Genomic DNA, 16,109 nt, shown 5'->3' with positions numbered 1-16,109 from the left:
ATCACAAATAAAAAGGGCAGGATAGAAGTTCAGGCAATAACGAGAATCCTGCCGGGTTTACTGTATCCGGTTGCTGTGAAGATCACAACTTCTGAGAACGAGCTGATTGAACTCCTGCCGGGGGGTTCTGGGGAATTTTTATGCTGATGGGGCTTATGATTCAAAGAAAGTTCTGAACACTGTGGTGGAAAAGGGTTATCGGCCGATTGTTAAGAAAACTAAGAACGCTCCAGGTGGTTTTGGTAGTAAGAAGAGAGACAGAGTGTTTTCTGAAGAAGAGTATAGGCATAGGAATCCTCATGAGGGGTTCTGGGGTGCGTTTACAACGTGGTTTGGCAGTAGGATCCCCTGTTTTCTGAAAAAGACTACTGTAACCCGAATCCTGCTTGGGGTAATGTGTTATGGTCTGAAAATCCTCCTCAGAGTCAAATACTGTTTAAATAACAGGGGGTGAAACTAAACACGCCCCCCTAAAACCTAGCTTAAAGAACAAAATTTAGTTTATAAACCTTTCTTGCTAACCGCTTCTACCTTTCCTGTGACCATGATACTTCCTCATTATCACGTGCTTTTCTAAACCGTTCTGCCTACCCGTAAAGTGTGTGTAGGGTGTTAATTTCATAACGGGTAGGCTTCCAGCCTCCCGTCTTCATTGGCTGGCTTTCGGGGGGAACGGAGACTCCCCACATCTTCAAGGCTCTCGACAGTCCCCATTCGGGCTTGACAAACCCCACATTCTGGGAACTGCTTCACCACAAGGAAGTATAATTAGAGACTATTTAAAAATTACGGAAAACAAAAGAATTCAAAAGTTCCATTTATCACTACCTATGAAACAGCCCCAACCTTGCCGTGAAATACGCTGAGCAATTGTACCATATTTCCAAAACCATGTCAAAAAGGAGAGTTCAAAGGAAAAGAAGAAAAATCACTCCTTCTTCCCCACAGCCTCGAGAATCTTTTCTCTGATCTCTTGGGCCTTCTGTAATGCAAGGTCAACTGCATAGATAACTTCTTCAAGCTTGAAGCTTCCCCCTTCGCTTTTCTGCACTGCTGAGATGTATCCATTCTCGTCGGTTGTTACTGTCAGTTTACCGTCCATTACCTGCTCTTCTTCGAAGTTAGGATCTACTACCAAAGTGTTGCCTATTTTGGCAAGGCTCACTGGAATCGGGACTTTTGTTACTGGCAAGGGTTCGTATTCATCCAGAAGCTTTACCTCTCCGCTTTCCTCGTCGTATTCAACTTTCGGTATTTTTGTGCTCAACAACGCCGCAATTGCACCAATTCCAGAGGCATCCAAGAGGTTTCCGTCGTGGTCAAGGATGTGAACATCTATGAAAACAACTCTCACAAGCTTTCCTGGCACTATCACAAGTTTGCTCAAGTCTATAGCTTGGCTTTCCCTTATTCCTCTGTCTACAACTCTAGCCAGCTCTATTGCCCTTTCGTCGGGTGGTCCCGGTTCGAAGGTCGGGGATGCCAGAGGAACGAATTCAACGTTGGTCGTCATGACACCCATCTCTGGCAAATCTGGAAACGGCTCTCCAAAATCAACTTTTACTCCAACGAGAACCTGAGTATTACCGAGTTTTACAAGAGCTGAGCCTTCAGCCTTTTCTATGACATTTGTTTCTATGACCAGAGGCCTTACATCTTCCAGTCCTCTTCCATCGATTCTTTTACCTTCCTTCAAAAGGTTGAGAATGTGATCCCTCATTATTGATGCCATTACTTCCATTTCACTCACCTACCTCTTCCGCTATTTTGAGATACTTCTCCTTCAGTGCCTCTCTCTGTTTTTGATACACTGCCTTAGCCCCTTTTATTGCTAGCCTTACCGCCTCAAGGAATTCTTCTTTGGTGAGGTATCCGTCCATCTGGAGAAGAGTTATGTCGTTCTTAATGGGCATTATCGCAACTGGAACATCGGCTTCTCCGTAGTTGTCCTCTTCTTTGTTTAGGTCAAGGACGATCTCTCCGTCCACTTTTCCCGCAGCACATGCTGCAACAAGGTCTCTCATGGGAATCCCTGCGTCTGCTAAAGCGAGGGAAGCTGCTGTAATCCCAGCTACTCTTGTACCCGCATCTGCCTGAAGCACCTCTATGAAAACATCTATAGATGTTCTCGGGAACAGTTCGAGAATAACGGCCGGTTCAAGGGCCCCTCTAATAACTTTGCTTATTTCAATGCTCCTCCTATCCGGCCCGGGTTTTCTTCTCTCCTCGACGCTAAAGGGTGCCATGTTGTACCTAACTCTCAAAATCGCTCTGTCAGGCTTCTGAAGGTGCTTTGGATGAATCTCTCTAGGCCCATAAACTGCCGCTAAAATTTTATTCTTCCCCCATTCTACGTATGCAGAACCGTCTGCACTCTTCAAAACTCCAACTTCCATTTTAATCGGTCTCAGCTCATACTTTTTCCTTCCATCAATTCTCCTGCCGTTCTCATCAATAAGCTTGACTCCCTCAGGCCTTCCCATCATTTCTTTTCACCCTCTTCAATTTGGGGAACTTCTTCAATAATCCCCTGTTCTTTAAGCTCATGCAATCTCTTAATCAGCATCTCCCTAACCCTGTCCGTCAATCCCTGGGTGTGGCTTTCTCTGTCCACTTTTAGAATAGCTTCTATGGCCAGCTTTTCCAGCTCCTCGTTTCTTCCACTAACCCATACCCATCCGTTCTGCCCTACTATTATCCTCGTGTTCGTAAGGTTCTTGATCATGTTTATCATTGAGCCTCCCTTACCTATAAGGCGGGGCACTTTGGAAGGCGTTATCTTTACTATCTGCCCTCCTCTCAATGGTCCACCGTTGAAGGGCATCCCTTTTGTTATTAGGTCTATCTGATTGATTTCATTAAACGCCTTTACTTTTGCATAGATTATGTCCCCGATATCAAATATTTTTCTCAAATCTGTTTTTAAAAGGTCTATTTTTTCTTCTACAGCGTCCTGAACACTCAGTGTGGCCTGATAGGGGGCCCCTATGTCAACCACCCAGTTTGAAAACTTTACGTCAATTATCTTTCCTATTACGTTATCTCCCACTTCCGGAATGTACGGGCCTTCCAAGGGAACCACTGATACCGTATCGTTTGAAATGTTGACTAGTCCGACAACTGTTGAGTAAATCCTGTTTCCCTCTTTAAAAGTTCCTCTTCCATTTTTGAACGGTCCCTGAGCCAAAAGCGTCCCTGGAACCACTAATTCCCTATTTTTTACAAAAACCTTCTTCATAGTCCCTTCCTCTCTATAAGTTTAGTTACTGCAGTGCCCTTTGTAAGGGCATTTAGTTTCTCATAAAATTCTTCCTCAACTCCTCCCGGAATCTCTATTAAGAACATCCAGGAGCCATCACTTCCCCATTCTTCCTTCTTTATAGTTCCAAACTTTCTAACTTCTCCATAGGCTTTTCCGGAGTATTCAGAGGGTATCTTCACTGCTATGACCTTGGTTTCTATCTTAAGCGGTAGAATTCTTCTCAAAGCTTTTATCACATCCGGAACTTGAGCCTCTGCATCTTTAAATATGTCCACCCTAACTCCAGCTTCCTCCATTGCCTTAAGGATTCTATCTGGTGGGTGAGGATAGCCAGTCCTTGGGTCAACCGCATGCCTGTGGATTATCATCGCTATCTGTTTTTTCCTCTCTTCCAGCATTTCCCTTCTCTGCTGCGCCGTAAGCTGGACTTCTCCTTTCTTGAGGATTATCTTTGCAACTTCATAGGGGTCGCTTGTCCCGAAAATCTTTTCCATCTCATGTTCACTAGCTTTATCTCCCTTGTCGGCATCTTTAAAAACATAAGGGGTAGCAAGGATTTCTTCAATCGGAACCTCTTTGCCCTCTTTGAAGTCTCTGGCCAGATATGGGTCCACTAGTATCTCAAAAACCTCTCCCTGAACCTTCAATCGAGCAATCACTGCCTTGTCGACACTTATTGGCATCGCTAATCACCTCAGTAGTGGCTGTCCAACTCGCTGTAGTCCTCTTCCTTCTCCGGAACTTCTTCCGCTTCAGCCTCTTTCAATGCCTCCTCAAGGCATTTAGCGACTTCTTCCTTGCTGATCTTCTTGAACTTCTTCTCCTTCACCGTGATTACTGCCACTTCAATGCTCTCCGGAGACGGCTCTTCCATCGTCTTTGCAAGAGCCAGCACTGCGAGTTTTATGGCATCTTCAAGTGTCATATCATCCCTGTACTTCTCCTCAAATATTGCCATTGCCGTGTTCCTTCCGCTTCCTATTGCAACGGCTTTCCACTCAAAGTATGCACCGCTTGGGTCGGTTTCAAACAGTTCGGGCTTTTCGTTTACGCCCGCCATTAAAAGGGCAGCACCAAAAGGTCTAACTCCCCCATACTGCGTGTGCATCTGCTTTAAGTCACAAATCTTCTTCACCAGAACGGTGAGCGGAACGGGCTCTCCATAAGTAAGGCGGTAAATCTGGGCCTCTAAACGTGCCCTATCAACAAGAACCCTTGCATCGGCTATTATTCCGCTTGAAGCTGCGGCTATGTGGTCATCAATCTGGAAAATCTTCTCATAGCTTTCCGGTTCTATGAGCTTGCTTGTTACCCTCTTTTCTACAGCCAGAACAACGCCGTCTTTGCACTTTACTCCGACGGCAGTTGCTCCTCTCTTAACTGCCTCTCTGGCATACTGCACCTGGAAAAGTCTTCCATCGGGGCTGAAAACTGTTATTGCCCTATCATACCCAGCTTGCGGTGGCACAAACGCCATTTCTCATCACCTCTAAAGTTATCGTAATCCAGTTATATTAGGAATTCCTCAATTCCCTTTATATACTCTCCGATATGTAAGTTATCGGGTTGATAATTAAATTTTTCTATCCCTATTTCCACCCAAACTCCTTTAAGAATTTTAGCTTGAGCCTCCTTATAGTTCCCGACACTCCAAGTGTTCTTATTATTGCTTTTGAGCCGTTTATCTCGGTAACCAAGGTGAGAGCAAATCGGAGCTCTTCAACATATTTCCTATCGCATCTCACAATCCCAGTCTGGGTTTTTTCATCAAATTTTATAAACCAGGGTTTTACCCTCGCGGTACCGAGCTCGCCCAGAGTTCTAAGAGATGCATCCCATATGGCCTTTTTTATCTCATCCTTTTTGAACTCCCTCTCTCCAATAATCTGAAAAGCTATGTAACGGTGCTTATCCCTCAGCGTTGGGGGCAAAGTTCTTGGTTTCTCCCTCATGAGAGAGCCTTCCGCATTTTGATTTATTAAATTATCTCAAAAACTTTTAATGAAAGAAGCCCAATTATTTATGATGAGAAGAGGAATTGCGGAGCTCCCACTTCACGGCGGACATGTGCCGAGATGGCTGGCTTTGAGAATGAAGAGGTTAGCCGAGCTTGTTCTAAGGCTCCTTGTCGATGAATACGGCACTCAAGGGGTTCTCGAAAGGCTGGCAGACCCGGTGTGGTTTCAGGCACTTAACAACCTAATCGGCATGGACTGGGATTCATCGGGCTCAACAACCGTAACAGCTGGAATTATAAAAGAAGTCCTCTCAAGGGAAGAGCTCGGGATAAAAGCCGCTGGCGGAAAAGGAGCGAAAAGCAGACAAACTCCAGAAGAGCTGAAGAAAATAAGCGAGATTTACGAGCTAAATCCCAGCGATTACATAAAGACCTCCAAGCTCGTTGCAAAGGTCGACACCGTTGCCCTGCAAAATGGCTACCAGCTCTACCATCACGTTTTCTTTGTTGATGAAGAAGGTAGATGGGCAGTTGTGCAGCAGGGGATGAACCCTTCGGTCAAGCTTGCAAGGCGATACCACTGGTTCTCTGAAAAAATTCAATCCTTCACTTTGGAGCCTCACAAAGGCATAAGTGGAATAAAAAACGATTATGCATTGAATACAATCGCCAGAGAAAGCAAAGAGTACCAGAAAACCCTTTTGGATATAATCTCCGAAAGTCCAACAAAAATTGAAAGAGAGGTCAAGAGTATAGAGGCCCTCTCAAAGGGTTACACTCCGCTGTTCTATAAACCCTACGAAAAAAGGAAAGTTTTGCCAATAATGGAGAGGTATCAAAGCCTCGGAAAACTTGAACTCAACAAGAGGGCATTGGAGCTGGCGAGGGAGCTGAGCGTGAAGAATTATGATGAACTTTTGCTGATTAAAGGCTTAGGACCAAGCACTCTGAGAGCCCTCTCCTTGGTTCTCGAGCTGGTTTATGATGTTCATCCTTCATGGAAAGACCCGGTAACTCATCCGCCTGATCCCTTCAAGTTCGCCTATGCTGTCGGCGGGAAGGATAAAGTTCCTTTCCCCGTTGAAAGGGGAACCTATGACGACTTGATATCATTTCTTGAGAAGCTCCTCGAAAAGGGCAAAGAGGAAAGGGAGCTCGTTAAACAGGTAACAAAGATAAGTAGGAAGTGGAGGTTTCCTGAGGAAGAGAAGAGAGCTACTTAAGGATGAGACCTTTCTTGATGGTGTGAACTTTTTAGATTTTTGTGCAGTATACTGCATAGTTTTCTTAACAGGTTTTGTGCAATATATCTCGTCAACTGCACACTTCCCTATAGAGAAGCCACCTCCAAAGTGGGACAACTTTGGTCTTTGTTCCGGATTTGCTTATCTTGTCTTTTCTCTTTAGAATTCAATCAGGATTTTCCTATCTTTCAAAATAGCACTAATTTTCCGCCAACACTGAAACTTTGCCTCGCAAAGTTCCATCAAAGTTGGTGGTTCTTTTTCGTAGGGGGGTTTGAAGGGGGATTTTTCTTGAAAACGTTTCGTTTAATTGTGAATTCCCACTTTAGAAAACATGGCCTATAAGAGTTTACATTGTAAAAAGACGCCCTTCGGGCGTCAAAGTAAGAGAAACTTCCCCAAGGCAGCTAGTATTTGCGGAATTCCATCCCAAGGGGGCTTTTTAGAATGAAAATCCCTAGTAGAAGGGCAAATTAGAAGGAACCACGAACCTTGATCAAACTTCGCGCAGGCAAGCAGGTAAGCAAACTTTTGGAAAAAGTTTGACCAAAAGATGCCCCTTCTTACTAACAGGCAAAAACCAGTTGTGCACTGCTCAAAAGCACTTTTAGAGGGGTTCACTTCCTAAATACGCACTTTCAATCAGGTTTCAATCCAATTTTAGCGTCTACAGGACGCTTTCCCGAGTGAAACCCTCATAAAAGAGCATGTAAACAAGAAACCCTGTTCATTTAGTTGTAAATCCTTAGAAAAGCACTCAACATTCCGCCAGCGCTTACGCAGGTAAGGGCTGTTATGGTGGGCCCGCGGGGATTCGAACCCCGGACCTCCACCTCGTAAGGGTGGCGTCATAACCAGCTAGACCACGGGCCCGCCCAAACCATTAAAGTTGAACTCCAAATATAAATCTTTCGCTCATAGGGGGCGTGTTTAGTTTCACCCCCTGTTATTTAAACAGTATTTGACTCTGAGGAGGATTTTCAGACCATAACACATTACCCCAAGCAGGATTCGGGTTACAGTAGTCTTTTTCAGAAAACAGGGGATCCTACTGCCAAACCACGTTGTAAACGCACCCCAGAACCCCTCATGAGGATTCCTATGCCTATACTCTTCTTCAGAAACACTCTGTCTCTCTTCTTACTACCAAAACCACCTGGAGCGTTCTTAGTTTTCTTAACAATCGGCCGATAACCCTTTTCCACCACAGTGTTCAGAACTTCTTTGAATCATAAGCCCCATCAGCATAAAAATTCCCAGAACCCCCCGGCAGGAGTTCAATCAGCTCGTTCTCAGAAGTTGTGATCTTCACAGCAACCGGATACAGTAAACCCGGCAGGATTCTCGTTATTGCCTGAACTTCTATCCTGCCCTTTTTTATTTGTGATAATGGTTGAGTCTGCTTGAGTGCTGGCGTAGGGTAATTTCTGGAGTTTTTTCAGGAGGTGGTTTGTCAGTTCTTCGAGGTTCAGCTTTTTCTCCCAGTTGTGGAGGGTTGAGTAGTGAATGTTTGCTCCGAAGAATTTTCTGCCGTAGTGCTGGGCGTCTCTGAGAGGTAGGTTGTAGTATTGTTTAAAGAGGAGTATTGCCAGTATTGTTTTTACTGGAAATTTTTTGGATTTTGGCAGGTTCTTCAGCTTTCCTTCTGATTCGAAGTCTGCTAAAACGTCAAGAATTGCGAATGCCACGCTTTCAGGGTCTTTGAGTCTGTGATCCCATCTGGGGATCACGACAACCACCCGAAAGAATTCAGCAAAAACCCTAATAAAGGTTACTATAAACACGCCCTGTTCCGGCGAAAGGTTTTTAAGACTGAAACCAGTAAGTAAATAATGGTTTCAGTCCTCATTTCTCTCCCCTTTTCTGAAGAGGTATCAGAAACTTAAACCTAACGTCCCACTGCTTATCCTGACAGTGTCCCAAGCTTTAGAGTGAACTTTTTTAACTCTTCTTTTCTTCTCAGCTTGGGTGTTTCCCGTGAGGACTTTCATAATAAAGGCCAATAAAGCCCGTACAAAAGCGGATTTTAGCCTGAAAGACCTTCCGGGAACGAGTGGGAGGATTGATTTACTTTGCAGGTCTTTAAATTCAGCCTTTCTTCTTTCCCATGGGTTTAGGAAGAACGTTAGAGTGTGGCTCAACCTCAACGGGCCTCCCAACCCTCCAAAAACCATCAGATTTGAGGGAAGTGAAATAAAGCCCAAGACAATAAACCCGGATGAGATGAGCCTTGCCAAGATAATAATGAAAGCCCTAAAAGTTGGTGAGGGTATAAAGGAGCCTGCAAAGGAATATTCCGTCCTTCCAGGGGTTTATGTGAGCAATCTAAGGTTTGAAGACATCATAAGGAGAACTATTAAGAATTCAGCCCTCTACTACCTTCACGAAGAAGGGAAGCCGATTGAGAGAATAAACTTCAAAGGGAACGTTGCCTTTGTTCTTGGAGATCACGAAGGGTTAGCAAGAGAGGATGAAGCTTTTCTTGAAGGAATAGCGGAAAAAGTTAGTGTGGGAAAGAAGAGCTATCTGACGTCCCACGTAATAGCCTACGTCAACATATTTCTCGACAACCTTCTTTAGTCGTTGAGCAACCTCTCAATCTCTTCTGTTTTTAGGAATCTCCCTTGATCGTATATCAGCTCCCCTCCCACAAATACCTTCTCCACATCGCTTCCCTTCGCTGAGTATACAATGTGCGAAAGAACGTTTTCCCTCGGCAGGAAATGGGGCTTCTTTGTGTTTATCAGAACTAAGTCCGCTAAGTAGCCTTCTTTTATGAGGCCAGCTTTTAGTCCCAGCGCTTCGGCTCCTCCAACGGTTGCCCAGTAGAATACCTCTTTTGCAGTTGGTGTTGTTGGGTCTTTTCTCTTCACCTTGTTGAGTATTGCCGCAAACTTCATTTCGAGTATCATATCAAGGGAGTTGTTTGACACGGCACAGTCATTCCCGAGGGCAATTCTTCCGCCGAGCTTCCACAGGTCTATTATAGGGGCAATTTCCCCTTCGAGCTTTGCCAGACTTATAGGACAGTGGACAAGGGTTGCTTCACTTTCCGCGTAAATTTTAACCTCATCTTTTGAAAGGTACACGCCGTGAACCCCTATAAAGTTCTTTTCCAGCATTTCTAACTCCTTTAGATATTCAACCGGTAGCATCTTTTCCCTTTTCTTGACCCGAAGGACTTCTTCTCTGCTTTGAGAGACGTGCATGTGAATCAGTGCGTTTTCCTTTTCTGCAACTTCTTTGACTTCCTTTAACAAATCCCCTGAAACGGTGTCCGTTGCATGAGGGGCAAGTGTTGCCCTCACCAGGCCATCTTTTTTCCATTGTTTAAAGAACTTAAACCCCCGCTTGGGCTCTGCTATGGGCATATCCACGAGATCCATCATCGTCTGCCCAATAAAAGCCCTAACGCCTAACTTTTCAGCCGCTTCCGCTATTTTCCATGCAAAAAAGTAGTGGTCGTTTATTACAGTTGAACCGTTTGCTACTGCCTCGGCAATCCCTATTAGTGCCCATTTGTAGATTTCATCCTCGTTCCACTCTTTTTCCATTGGCCATATTACCTCTTTAAGCCACCTGTCGAGGGGCATGTCATCTCCAAATCCCCTGAACTTATTCATTGCCACGTGGGTATGAGCATTGACAAGCCCGGGTATGAGAAGATACCCACTTCCCCCAAAGGTCTCATCCACGTCAAACTCATTAAGCTTTTCACGGGGAACAATTCCAGCTATTTTGTCCTCCTCTATAAGAACGGCAACGTTCTTTTTAATCCCCCCAACATCGAGGGCATAATCGGCCACGATGGCTTTCACTCTTACCACCTCCCTGTGGGGATTAACTTTATGATGCTTGAGTTATTTAAACCCTATGGCAAAATGGCAAAGGAAGAGGCGAAGGATTTAAATATTTTCTTTGTGGTTTAAAGATGTGATAGCCATGCCAGTGGTATTTGAGGTTAAAGGCAAAAAGTTCCTTGCAAAATTCCTCTGGAATAATTGACTCTTCTGGGATAGATTAATAAAGATAAGATTGAAACCCAAATAATGTTGGGAGGTGTTTTATAATGATTGAGAAGGTTTATTGTGCGGATGTAAAGCCAAAAATGGAAGGGGAAAGAGTAAAACTTGCCGGATGGGTTTATAGAAAAAGAGAGGTTGGAAGTAAAGTCTTTATAGTCCTTAGAGACTCAAGTGGCATAGTACAAACGGTCTTTACAAAAGAGCTCAGCGAAGATGCTTATACCAAAGCAAAGCAGGTTGGAATAGAATCAAGCGTGATAATTGAAGGAACCGTTAAAGTTGACTCAAGAGCTCCAACAGGAGTTGAAGTCCAGGCGGACAAGATTGAAATCATCCAGAATGTTGACTTCTTCCCAATAACAAAAGACGCAAGCGAGGAATTCCTCTTAGATGTGAGGCATTTGCACCTCCGTTCACCCAAAGTAGCGGACATCATGAAGGTCAAAGCGACCTTGATACAGGCAGCGAGGGAATGGCTCCTACAGGATGGATGGTATGAGGTATTCCCACCAATTTTGGTCACCGGCGCAGTTGAAGGTGGCTCAACTCTCTTCAAGCTGAAGTACTTTGATAGAGAAGCCTACCTCAGCCAGTCAGCCCAGCTTTACCTTGAGGCGGCAATATTTGGACTGGAAAAGGTTTGGAGCTTAACTCCAAGCTTCAGGGCTGAGAAGAGCAGGACAAGGAGACACCTCACCGAGTACTGGCACCTTGAGCTTGAGGCAGCTTGGATGGATCTGTGGGACATAATGAAGGTTGAGGAGGAGCTTGTAAGTTATATGGTGCAGCGCACTCTCGAGCTCAGAAGAAGTGAGGTTGAGAGGTTCAGAAAAGACCTCACAACACTCAAAAACGCAGAGCCCCCCTTCCCAAGGATAAGCTATGATGAGGCCATAGACATCCTCCAGAGCAAAGGAGTCAAGATAGAGTGGGGAGAGGACATGGGTGCTGACGAGGAAAGAGTTCTAACAGATGAATTTGACAGGCCATTCTTTGTCTACGGCTACCCCAAGCACATTAAAGCATTCTACATGAAGGAAGATCCCGAAGACCCGAGAAAGGTTTTGGCTGCTGATATGCTTGCTCCCGAAGGATACGGTGAGATCATTGGTGGAAGCCAGAGGGAAGATGACTACAACAAGCTTGTGCAGAGAATACTTGAGGAGGGAATGGATCCCACGAACTACGAGTGGTACCTCGACCTTAGGAAGTATGGAAGTGTCCCGCACAGCGGTTTTGGGCTTGGGTTAGAAAGGCTCGTTGCTTGGGTACTGAAGCTAGACCACATCAGATGGGCAACGCTCTTCCCGAGAACACCCTCAAGGATTTACCCATAAACCCTTTTCTCTTTTTATAAAATTTCGAGGCTTCTGAAGTTGTTAGCATTGGTGATCTAAGCCTTTGATATCTTACGACTGCCCCTGATGACAAAGCCTTTGGAATACTAAGAGCCCATTTTTCACCAATTTTGAACATTCACGGAGGTATCTCAGCAATAGTGGATATACGGAACTTCTTTTTGGAAACTAAAGGTTTTAGAAACGATTTTAAAATTCACTTTTGATGAACATATCTGTGCCAGTGCATAAAAATGGACATCTTGAGTTGGCACTAACTAAAATAAGAAAGAGGTGGTAGAATGGCCCAAGCAAACGAAGGATTGTTAATGAAGTTTGTTAACTGGATAGAAAGAGTGGGCAATAAACTACCCCACATGTTTTGGATCTTCTTGGGTCTCTGGTTCTTAGTGATTATACTCTCCGGAATTTTTGGAGGAGTGTCTGCAGTAGATCCGGCAAAAGGGGAAGAAATTAAGGTAGTAAGCCTATTGAACAGAGAGGGTCTTGCCTGGATTCTAACAAATATGGTCTCAAACTTCGCAAAATTCCCCCCACTAGGACTGGTACTGGTAATGATGATGGCAGCAGGATTTGCAGAAAGATCAGGATTTATCCCAGCACTTATGAAGACTCTAACTAAAGTTCCAGATAAGTATCTAATCCCAGCAATATTTATTGTGGGAATTTGTGGAAACTTGGCCTCAGATGCGTCTTTGCTGACCTCCTCCCCGCCCTGAAGGGCGAGGGTTCCAACGAGTTAACCCCTCGCCATTGGCAGGGAGGTTTGAGGGGTTTCATTTAGACCCAAGTTAAAGCGGGTCTTCGACCCCTCGGGGAGGGTCTTCCCCCCGTTACCCCTCCTCTGAGCATAAAGGCCGCCCAGATTCGGGGTTATCTTTTCCACAGCCTTCTTTAAAATGTTGAAAGCACCAATCAAATCCGCGTTAAAGTCAAGCCCCGTCGCGGGACACTTAAACAAACCACGAACAAAGCGGGCCCCCTCGTGGGGCTTCCCGCAAACGGGGCAGGTTTTTGAGGTGAAAGCCTCATTAACAACCTGAACAACGATGCCATATTCCTCAGCCACTTCCTTGAGCCTTTGAATCACAGTATTGAACCGCCAGACGTGGGAGAGGAGGAAGTTCTGCCTCTTGCCTTTCTCAGAGTTTCTGGCAATCCCCTTCGGGTAACCTACAACAATCCTCGAAACTCCGAGGTGGTAGAGCTTTTCAACGGTCTGTCTTACTGCCGTGTTGATGTAATGCTTTGCTTGAAGTTTAGCCTTCCCGTGCATTCTTTTGAGTTTTCTACTTCTCTTCGCTCCCGACCTGTTAAGTTTTGACTGATAATCCGCAATCCTCTTCCGCCAGTAAAAGGCTATTGATTTTAATGGCCTGCCGTTCACGAGGAAGCTTTCACCGTTCTCAACGTAGACCGCCATTAGATTGTTCACTCCCAAATCAATTCCCGCTGAAAGGTCGCCCAATGGTTTCCTTGGAACTTCAATCCACTCGCCTCCAATTAGTTTCTCCTCGACGGTAATGCTGATGTGGGCATACCATTTCCGCTTAACGGTATCGTAGGTTATTTCCAGCCTTCCTTGTTTTGCCTTTGAGGTGTATTTTCCCCTTAAACTGGACTTCGAGGCGTTTTGAACTTGCCGAGGCCTTTTGAGAATTAACCTGTTGCCCTCAATCTTGTATTGGTCGTTCCTGAGTACGATTAAAGGTTTCTTTTCCCATCGTCTTTCAAGTAGTTCGGTGGCTTCGGCTTCAACCACTCGGGCAGTTCTCCGTTCCGCTTATTCCTTAAGAGTGAGAAGAAGCTCCTCCAGCTTTCAGCATTCTTCCTGCAAATTTGCTGGACTGTTGCGGAGCCGATTTCCTTTTGAATTCTTCATAGACGATTTTCTCCGTCCTGTTGAAGTCCACTGGTTTACCCTCGAAGAATTCCTGCCTGCGAAGGTAGTTTATCTGGTTCCAAACTTTAGCCCCAATGTCAGCTAACTCGAAGAGAATTCTCTCGGTTTCTTTTGAGGGTCTGGAGTTTGAGCGTTACGCTCCTCTTCGTTTCAACTCACGCTCCCATTGGGTTTCAACGTAGTGCTTCACAATCTCGTCCGTTATGTAGCCGACTGAGGCGACGAAATAGGAGCGAGACCATAACCTACCGTGTGTCGTCTTGCTCCTCAGTTCTGGAAACTCTTGGAGGAGTTTTCTGGCGGTTTTGCCTTTCAAGTGGTTCACTATTTGGGCTGGCGAGAGGTTGGGCTTTGCCTGAAGGAAGACGTGAACGTGGTCGGGCATTACTTCGAGGGCAATAACCTCGCACCCGATTTCTTCCGAGTATTCTTTGAACATTTCTTTGAGTCTCTCGACGACTTTTCCGGTGAGAATGTCTCTCCGGTATTTTGGTATCCAGACGAAATGGTAGGTTATGAAGTGTTTTGCGTGTCTTGTTCTTTTGATTCTTGGTGATTCGGGTTTCATTGTGAACCCCTTAATGTATGGTCTGCATTATTGCTTAAATGCTTTTCGCTTTCCTGTTTGAGGGCTGTTGGGTAGTTTACTGCATCCCCGCCCTAAAGGGCGAGGCTTTCAGAAGAAAAAGTAAGGCAACGCGGGAATGCTCATCCCTACTGAAATTCCAAGGCCGAGCTTCAGCGGATGCACCGGAAGGGTTGAGAGTATATCATAAAACTTTGAGCGCGTTTTCATTCCCGCTATCTCTATGGCTAGGTCGGCTATCCCGACGCCGGCAACAAAGCTGATCATTCCACCAATGAGTGCCGTCGGGAAAAGCTTTCCACCGCTCACGACGGTCAGGAGAAATATGAAGGAGAGCGGTCTAACGGCGAAGCTTATAAGGGAAGCCCTGCTCTTCGTGAGGGCCTTGGCGTAGTACTCGATTACGCTAATCATCAGACCACCCCAGCAGAAACAGGTCTTCAATTGTAAGTTCTTCAATTTTGAAGGGCACTCCTCTGGAGATGAGCGATTCTGTGAGTTCTTCAAGCTCTCTTTCGCTTTCCGGATAAACAAAAGTGTATTTCCCTGCTTTTTTGACAGCATATTCTCCTACGTCCGCGTACTCAAACAGCACAACTTTCTTCCTAAAGCGCGGCAAGTAGTGCTTTACGATATCCTCGGGCTCCCCCTGGAGCAGTATCCGCTTGTCAAGCAGAATTACCTCGTCGCAGACCTTTGAGACCTCATCTATATAATGACTGGTCAGAAAAATCGTTGAACTTTTGGTTTTCTCTCTTAAAATCTGCCAGAGTTCGAACCTCGCCGAGGGGTCTAAGCCGACTGTAGGCTCGTCCAAGAAGTACAGCTCAGCGTCGAAGGAAAGGACCATAGCAACCAGCGCTTTTCTAACCATCCCGCCCGAGAGCTCTACCATTGGCTTGTCGGCATAGCTTATGTTGAATTCTCTTATAGCTTCACGGGCTTTTTCTTTTGCCTCTTGCCTCTTCAGCCCGCGCATTCTAAGGTAGTGGTAGATATACTCAAAAGGCGTGAGGGTGTAGAAGTGGGCTTTGACCTCCTGAGGTAGAAGGGAAATTCTCTTCCTTATTTCAGTGCTCCCCTTTCCCACTTCATGGCCCAGAACGTAGGCTTTCCCTGATGTAGGCTTGAGCTGAGTAGTTAAAATTTTTATTAAAGTCGTCTTTCCAGCCCCATTTGGTCCTATTAGTCCAATTATCCTATTTTGCCCTACGCTAAAGCTTAAAGAGTCGAGTGCTAATGTTGAGTCATAGCGTTTAGTTAAGCGGTGAGCCTTTATTGCGTAATTAGCCATTAACACTTCTCCCCAATGTTATTAGTAAAAAAAGATCTTTTAATATTTTCACGTACGAGAACACTGCAGCTAGTTAATGCTGAAACCACCTAGTATATGGTTTTAGTTCTTCTCTTTCCTTTCTTTTTCTACTGCCAAAAACTTAACCTTAACTGCTTATCATGACAGTATTTAAAACTTGGAGCGAAAAATTTATAATATTTGAAAACATTATACTATAACACAAGAACTTCGTAAGGAGACTCCTCAATGAGGAGAAAACTCTTAGGTTTACTACCCTAGTTCCCACCACCTGTGAAGTTGTATAATCTGTCCAGATTCACGGCCAGAATCGCCCCTAAAATCCTGACAACCAACCCCCTCAAACTAACACTCCTGCTCGGCCTCAGAAGAAACTCAGAAAACTTCGAAAACAAAGTCTCAATCCTCCTGCGAAAGTCAGACAAGTACTTGTAAAACTTCTTCTCCTCCAGATTACTA

The 16,109-nt window shown here is 45.0% G+C and carries 18 protein-coding genes, 1 tRNA gene and 1 pseudogene; 5 read left to right on the top strand and 15 right to left on the bottom strand.

Annotation, left to right across the window (positions count from 1 at the left end; translation table 11 throughout):
• The first annotated feature begins 106 nt into the window (after positions 1-106).
• Positions 107-454, top strand: coding sequence for a hypothetical protein (locus THEPK_RS11775; RefSeq protein ID WP_156882205.1), 348 nt, complete (start codon positions 107-109; stop codon positions 452-454).
• 474 nt (positions 455-928) lie between these two features.
• Here the strand turns inward: THEPK_RS11775 and rrp42 are convergent, their stop codons facing one another.
• From rrp42 to THEPK_RS11745, 6 genes are all read right to left on the bottom strand, one after another.
• On the bottom strand, positions 929-1,741 hold the full coding sequence (rrp42, locus tag THEPK_RS11770; protein WP_042702443.1) for an exosome complex protein Rrp42: 813 nt from the start codon (positions 1,739-1,741) through the stop codon (positions 929-931).
• 1 nt (position 1,742) lies between these two features.
• The gene (gene rrp41 / locus THEPK_RS11765) at positions 1,743-2,486 is read right to left on the bottom strand and encodes an exosome complex exonuclease Rrp41 (protein ID WP_042702440.1); all 744 of its coding nucleotides are present in this window, start codon (positions 2,484-2,486) and stop codon (positions 1,743-1,745) included.
• Entirely contained in the window at positions 2,483-3,238 is a 756-nt protein-coding gene (gene rrp4 / locus THEPK_RS11760) for an exosome complex RNA-binding protein Rrp4 (protein ID WP_042702438.1), read from the bottom strand. The genes rrp41 and rrp4 overlap by 4 nt, the downstream gene beginning before the upstream one ends.
• A complete protein-coding gene (locus tag THEPK_RS11755) occupies positions 3,235-3,945 on the bottom strand; it encodes a ribosome assembly factor SBDS (RefSeq protein ID WP_042702435.1) in 711 nt (236 codons plus the stop codon). The genes rrp4 and THEPK_RS11755 overlap by 4 nt, the downstream gene beginning before the upstream one ends.
• 11 nt (positions 3,946-3,956) lie before the next feature.
• Positions 3,957-4,739, bottom strand: coding sequence for an archaeal proteasome endopeptidase complex subunit alpha (gene psmA / locus THEPK_RS11750; RefSeq protein WP_042702432.1), 783 nt, complete (start codon positions 4,737-4,739; stop codon positions 3,957-3,959).
• Between the two features lie 112 nt (positions 4,740-4,851).
• The gene (locus tag THEPK_RS11745; protein WP_042702431.1) at positions 4,852-5,214 is read right to left on the bottom strand and encodes a ribonuclease P protein component 2; all 363 of its coding nucleotides are present in this window, start codon (positions 5,212-5,214) and stop codon (positions 4,852-4,854) included.
• Between the two features lie 70 nt (positions 5,215-5,284).
• Between THEPK_RS11745 and THEPK_RS11740 the strand changes: the two genes are divergently transcribed.
• Positions 5,285-6,442 (top strand): DUF763 domain-containing protein, encoded by a 1,158-nt coding sequence (locus THEPK_RS11740; protein WP_042702428.1) that lies wholly within the window; start codon positions 5,285-5,287, stop codon positions 6,440-6,442.
• An 817-nt stretch (positions 6,443-7,259) separates the two neighbouring features.
• Here the strand turns inward: THEPK_RS11740 and THEPK_RS11735 are convergent.
• The 3 genes from THEPK_RS11735 to THEPK_RS11730 form a co-directional block, all read right to left on the bottom strand.
• Positions 7,260-7,336: transfer RNA gene (locus THEPK_RS11735), tRNA-Val, on the bottom strand.
• Positions 7,337-7,494: 158 nt separating this feature from the next.
• Positions 7,495-7,671, bottom strand: coding sequence for a hypothetical protein (locus THEPK_RS13275; protein ID WP_156882204.1), 177 nt, complete (start codon positions 7,669-7,671; stop codon positions 7,495-7,497).
• 84 nt (positions 7,672-7,755) lie between these two features.
• Positions 7,756-8,247: a hypothetical protein gene (locus THEPK_RS11730; protein ID WP_156882173.1), complete on the bottom strand. Its 492-nt coding sequence runs from the start codon at positions 8,245-8,247 to the stop codon at positions 7,756-7,758.
• Positions 8,248-8,440: 193 nt separating this feature from the next.
• Between THEPK_RS11730 and trmY the strand changes: the two genes are divergently transcribed.
• Complete coding sequence (trmY, locus tag THEPK_RS11725) at positions 8,441-9,043, top strand: tRNA (pseudouridine(54)-N(1))-methyltransferase TrmY (protein WP_042702425.1); 603 nt, start codon at positions 8,441-8,443, stop codon at positions 9,041-9,043.
• Here trmY and THEPK_RS11720 read toward each other — a convergent pair.
• Entirely contained in the window at positions 9,040-10,281 is a 1,242-nt protein-coding gene (locus tag THEPK_RS11720) for an amidohydrolase family protein (RefSeq protein ID WP_042702422.1), read from the bottom strand. The genes trmY and THEPK_RS11720 overlap by 4 nt on opposite strands.
• A 251-nt stretch (positions 10,282-10,532) precedes the next feature.
• Between THEPK_RS11720 and asnS the strand changes: the two genes are divergently transcribed.
• Both asnS and THEPK_RS11710 read left to right on the top strand, forming a co-directional pair.
• Complete coding sequence (gene asnS, locus THEPK_RS11715) at positions 10,533-11,825, top strand: asparagine--tRNA ligase (RefSeq protein WP_042702419.1); 1,293 nt, start codon at positions 10,533-10,535, stop codon at positions 11,823-11,825.
• Between the two features lie 302 nt (positions 11,826-12,127).
• The gene (locus THEPK_RS11710; protein ID WP_042702416.1) at positions 12,128-12,565 is read left to right on the top strand and encodes an AbgT family transporter; all 438 of its coding nucleotides are present in this window, start codon (positions 12,128-12,130) and stop codon (positions 12,563-12,565) included.
• Between the two features lie 20 nt (positions 12,566-12,585).
• Here the strand turns inward: THEPK_RS11710 and THEPK_RS11705 are convergent, their stop codons facing one another.
• From THEPK_RS11705 to THEPK_RS13270, 5 genes and pseudogenes are all read right to left on the bottom strand, one after another.
• Complete coding sequence (locus THEPK_RS11705) at positions 12,586-13,608, bottom strand: RNA-guided endonuclease InsQ/TnpB family protein (protein WP_232194594.1); 1,023 nt, start codon at positions 13,606-13,608, stop codon at positions 12,586-12,588.
• Positions 13,609-13,882: 274 nt separating this feature from the next.
• Positions 13,883-14,317: an IS200/IS605 family transposase gene (tnpA, locus tag THEPK_RS11700; RefSeq protein WP_042699144.1), complete on the bottom strand. Its 435-nt coding sequence runs from the start codon at positions 14,315-14,317 to the stop codon at positions 13,883-13,885.
• Positions 14,318-14,425: 108 nt separating this feature from the next.
• Entirely contained in the window at positions 14,426-14,749 is a 324-nt protein-coding gene (locus THEPK_RS11695; RefSeq protein WP_232194593.1) for a hypothetical protein, read from the bottom strand.
• Positions 14,742-15,629 carry an ABC transporter ATP-binding protein gene (locus tag THEPK_RS11690; RefSeq protein WP_042702413.1) on the bottom strand — a complete coding sequence of 296 codons (888 nt, stop codon included), beginning with the start codon at positions 15,627-15,629 and terminating at the stop codon, positions 14,742-14,744. The genes THEPK_RS11695 and THEPK_RS11690 overlap by 8 nt, the downstream gene beginning before the upstream one ends.
• Before the next feature lie 278 nt (positions 15,630-15,907).
• Positions 15,908-16,109, bottom strand: a pseudogene (locus THEPK_RS13270) (IS982 family transposase); the annotation flags it as partial.

It is taken from the genome of Thermococcus sp. PK (assembly GCF_000430485.1).
Taxonomy (GTDB): domain Archaea; phylum Methanobacteriota_B; class Thermococci; order Thermococcales; family Thermococcaceae; genus Thermococcus_A; species Thermococcus_A bergensis.
The sequence above is the reverse complement of the archived record's forward strand: the minus strand, read 5'-3'. Positions and strand labels throughout refer to the sequence as shown.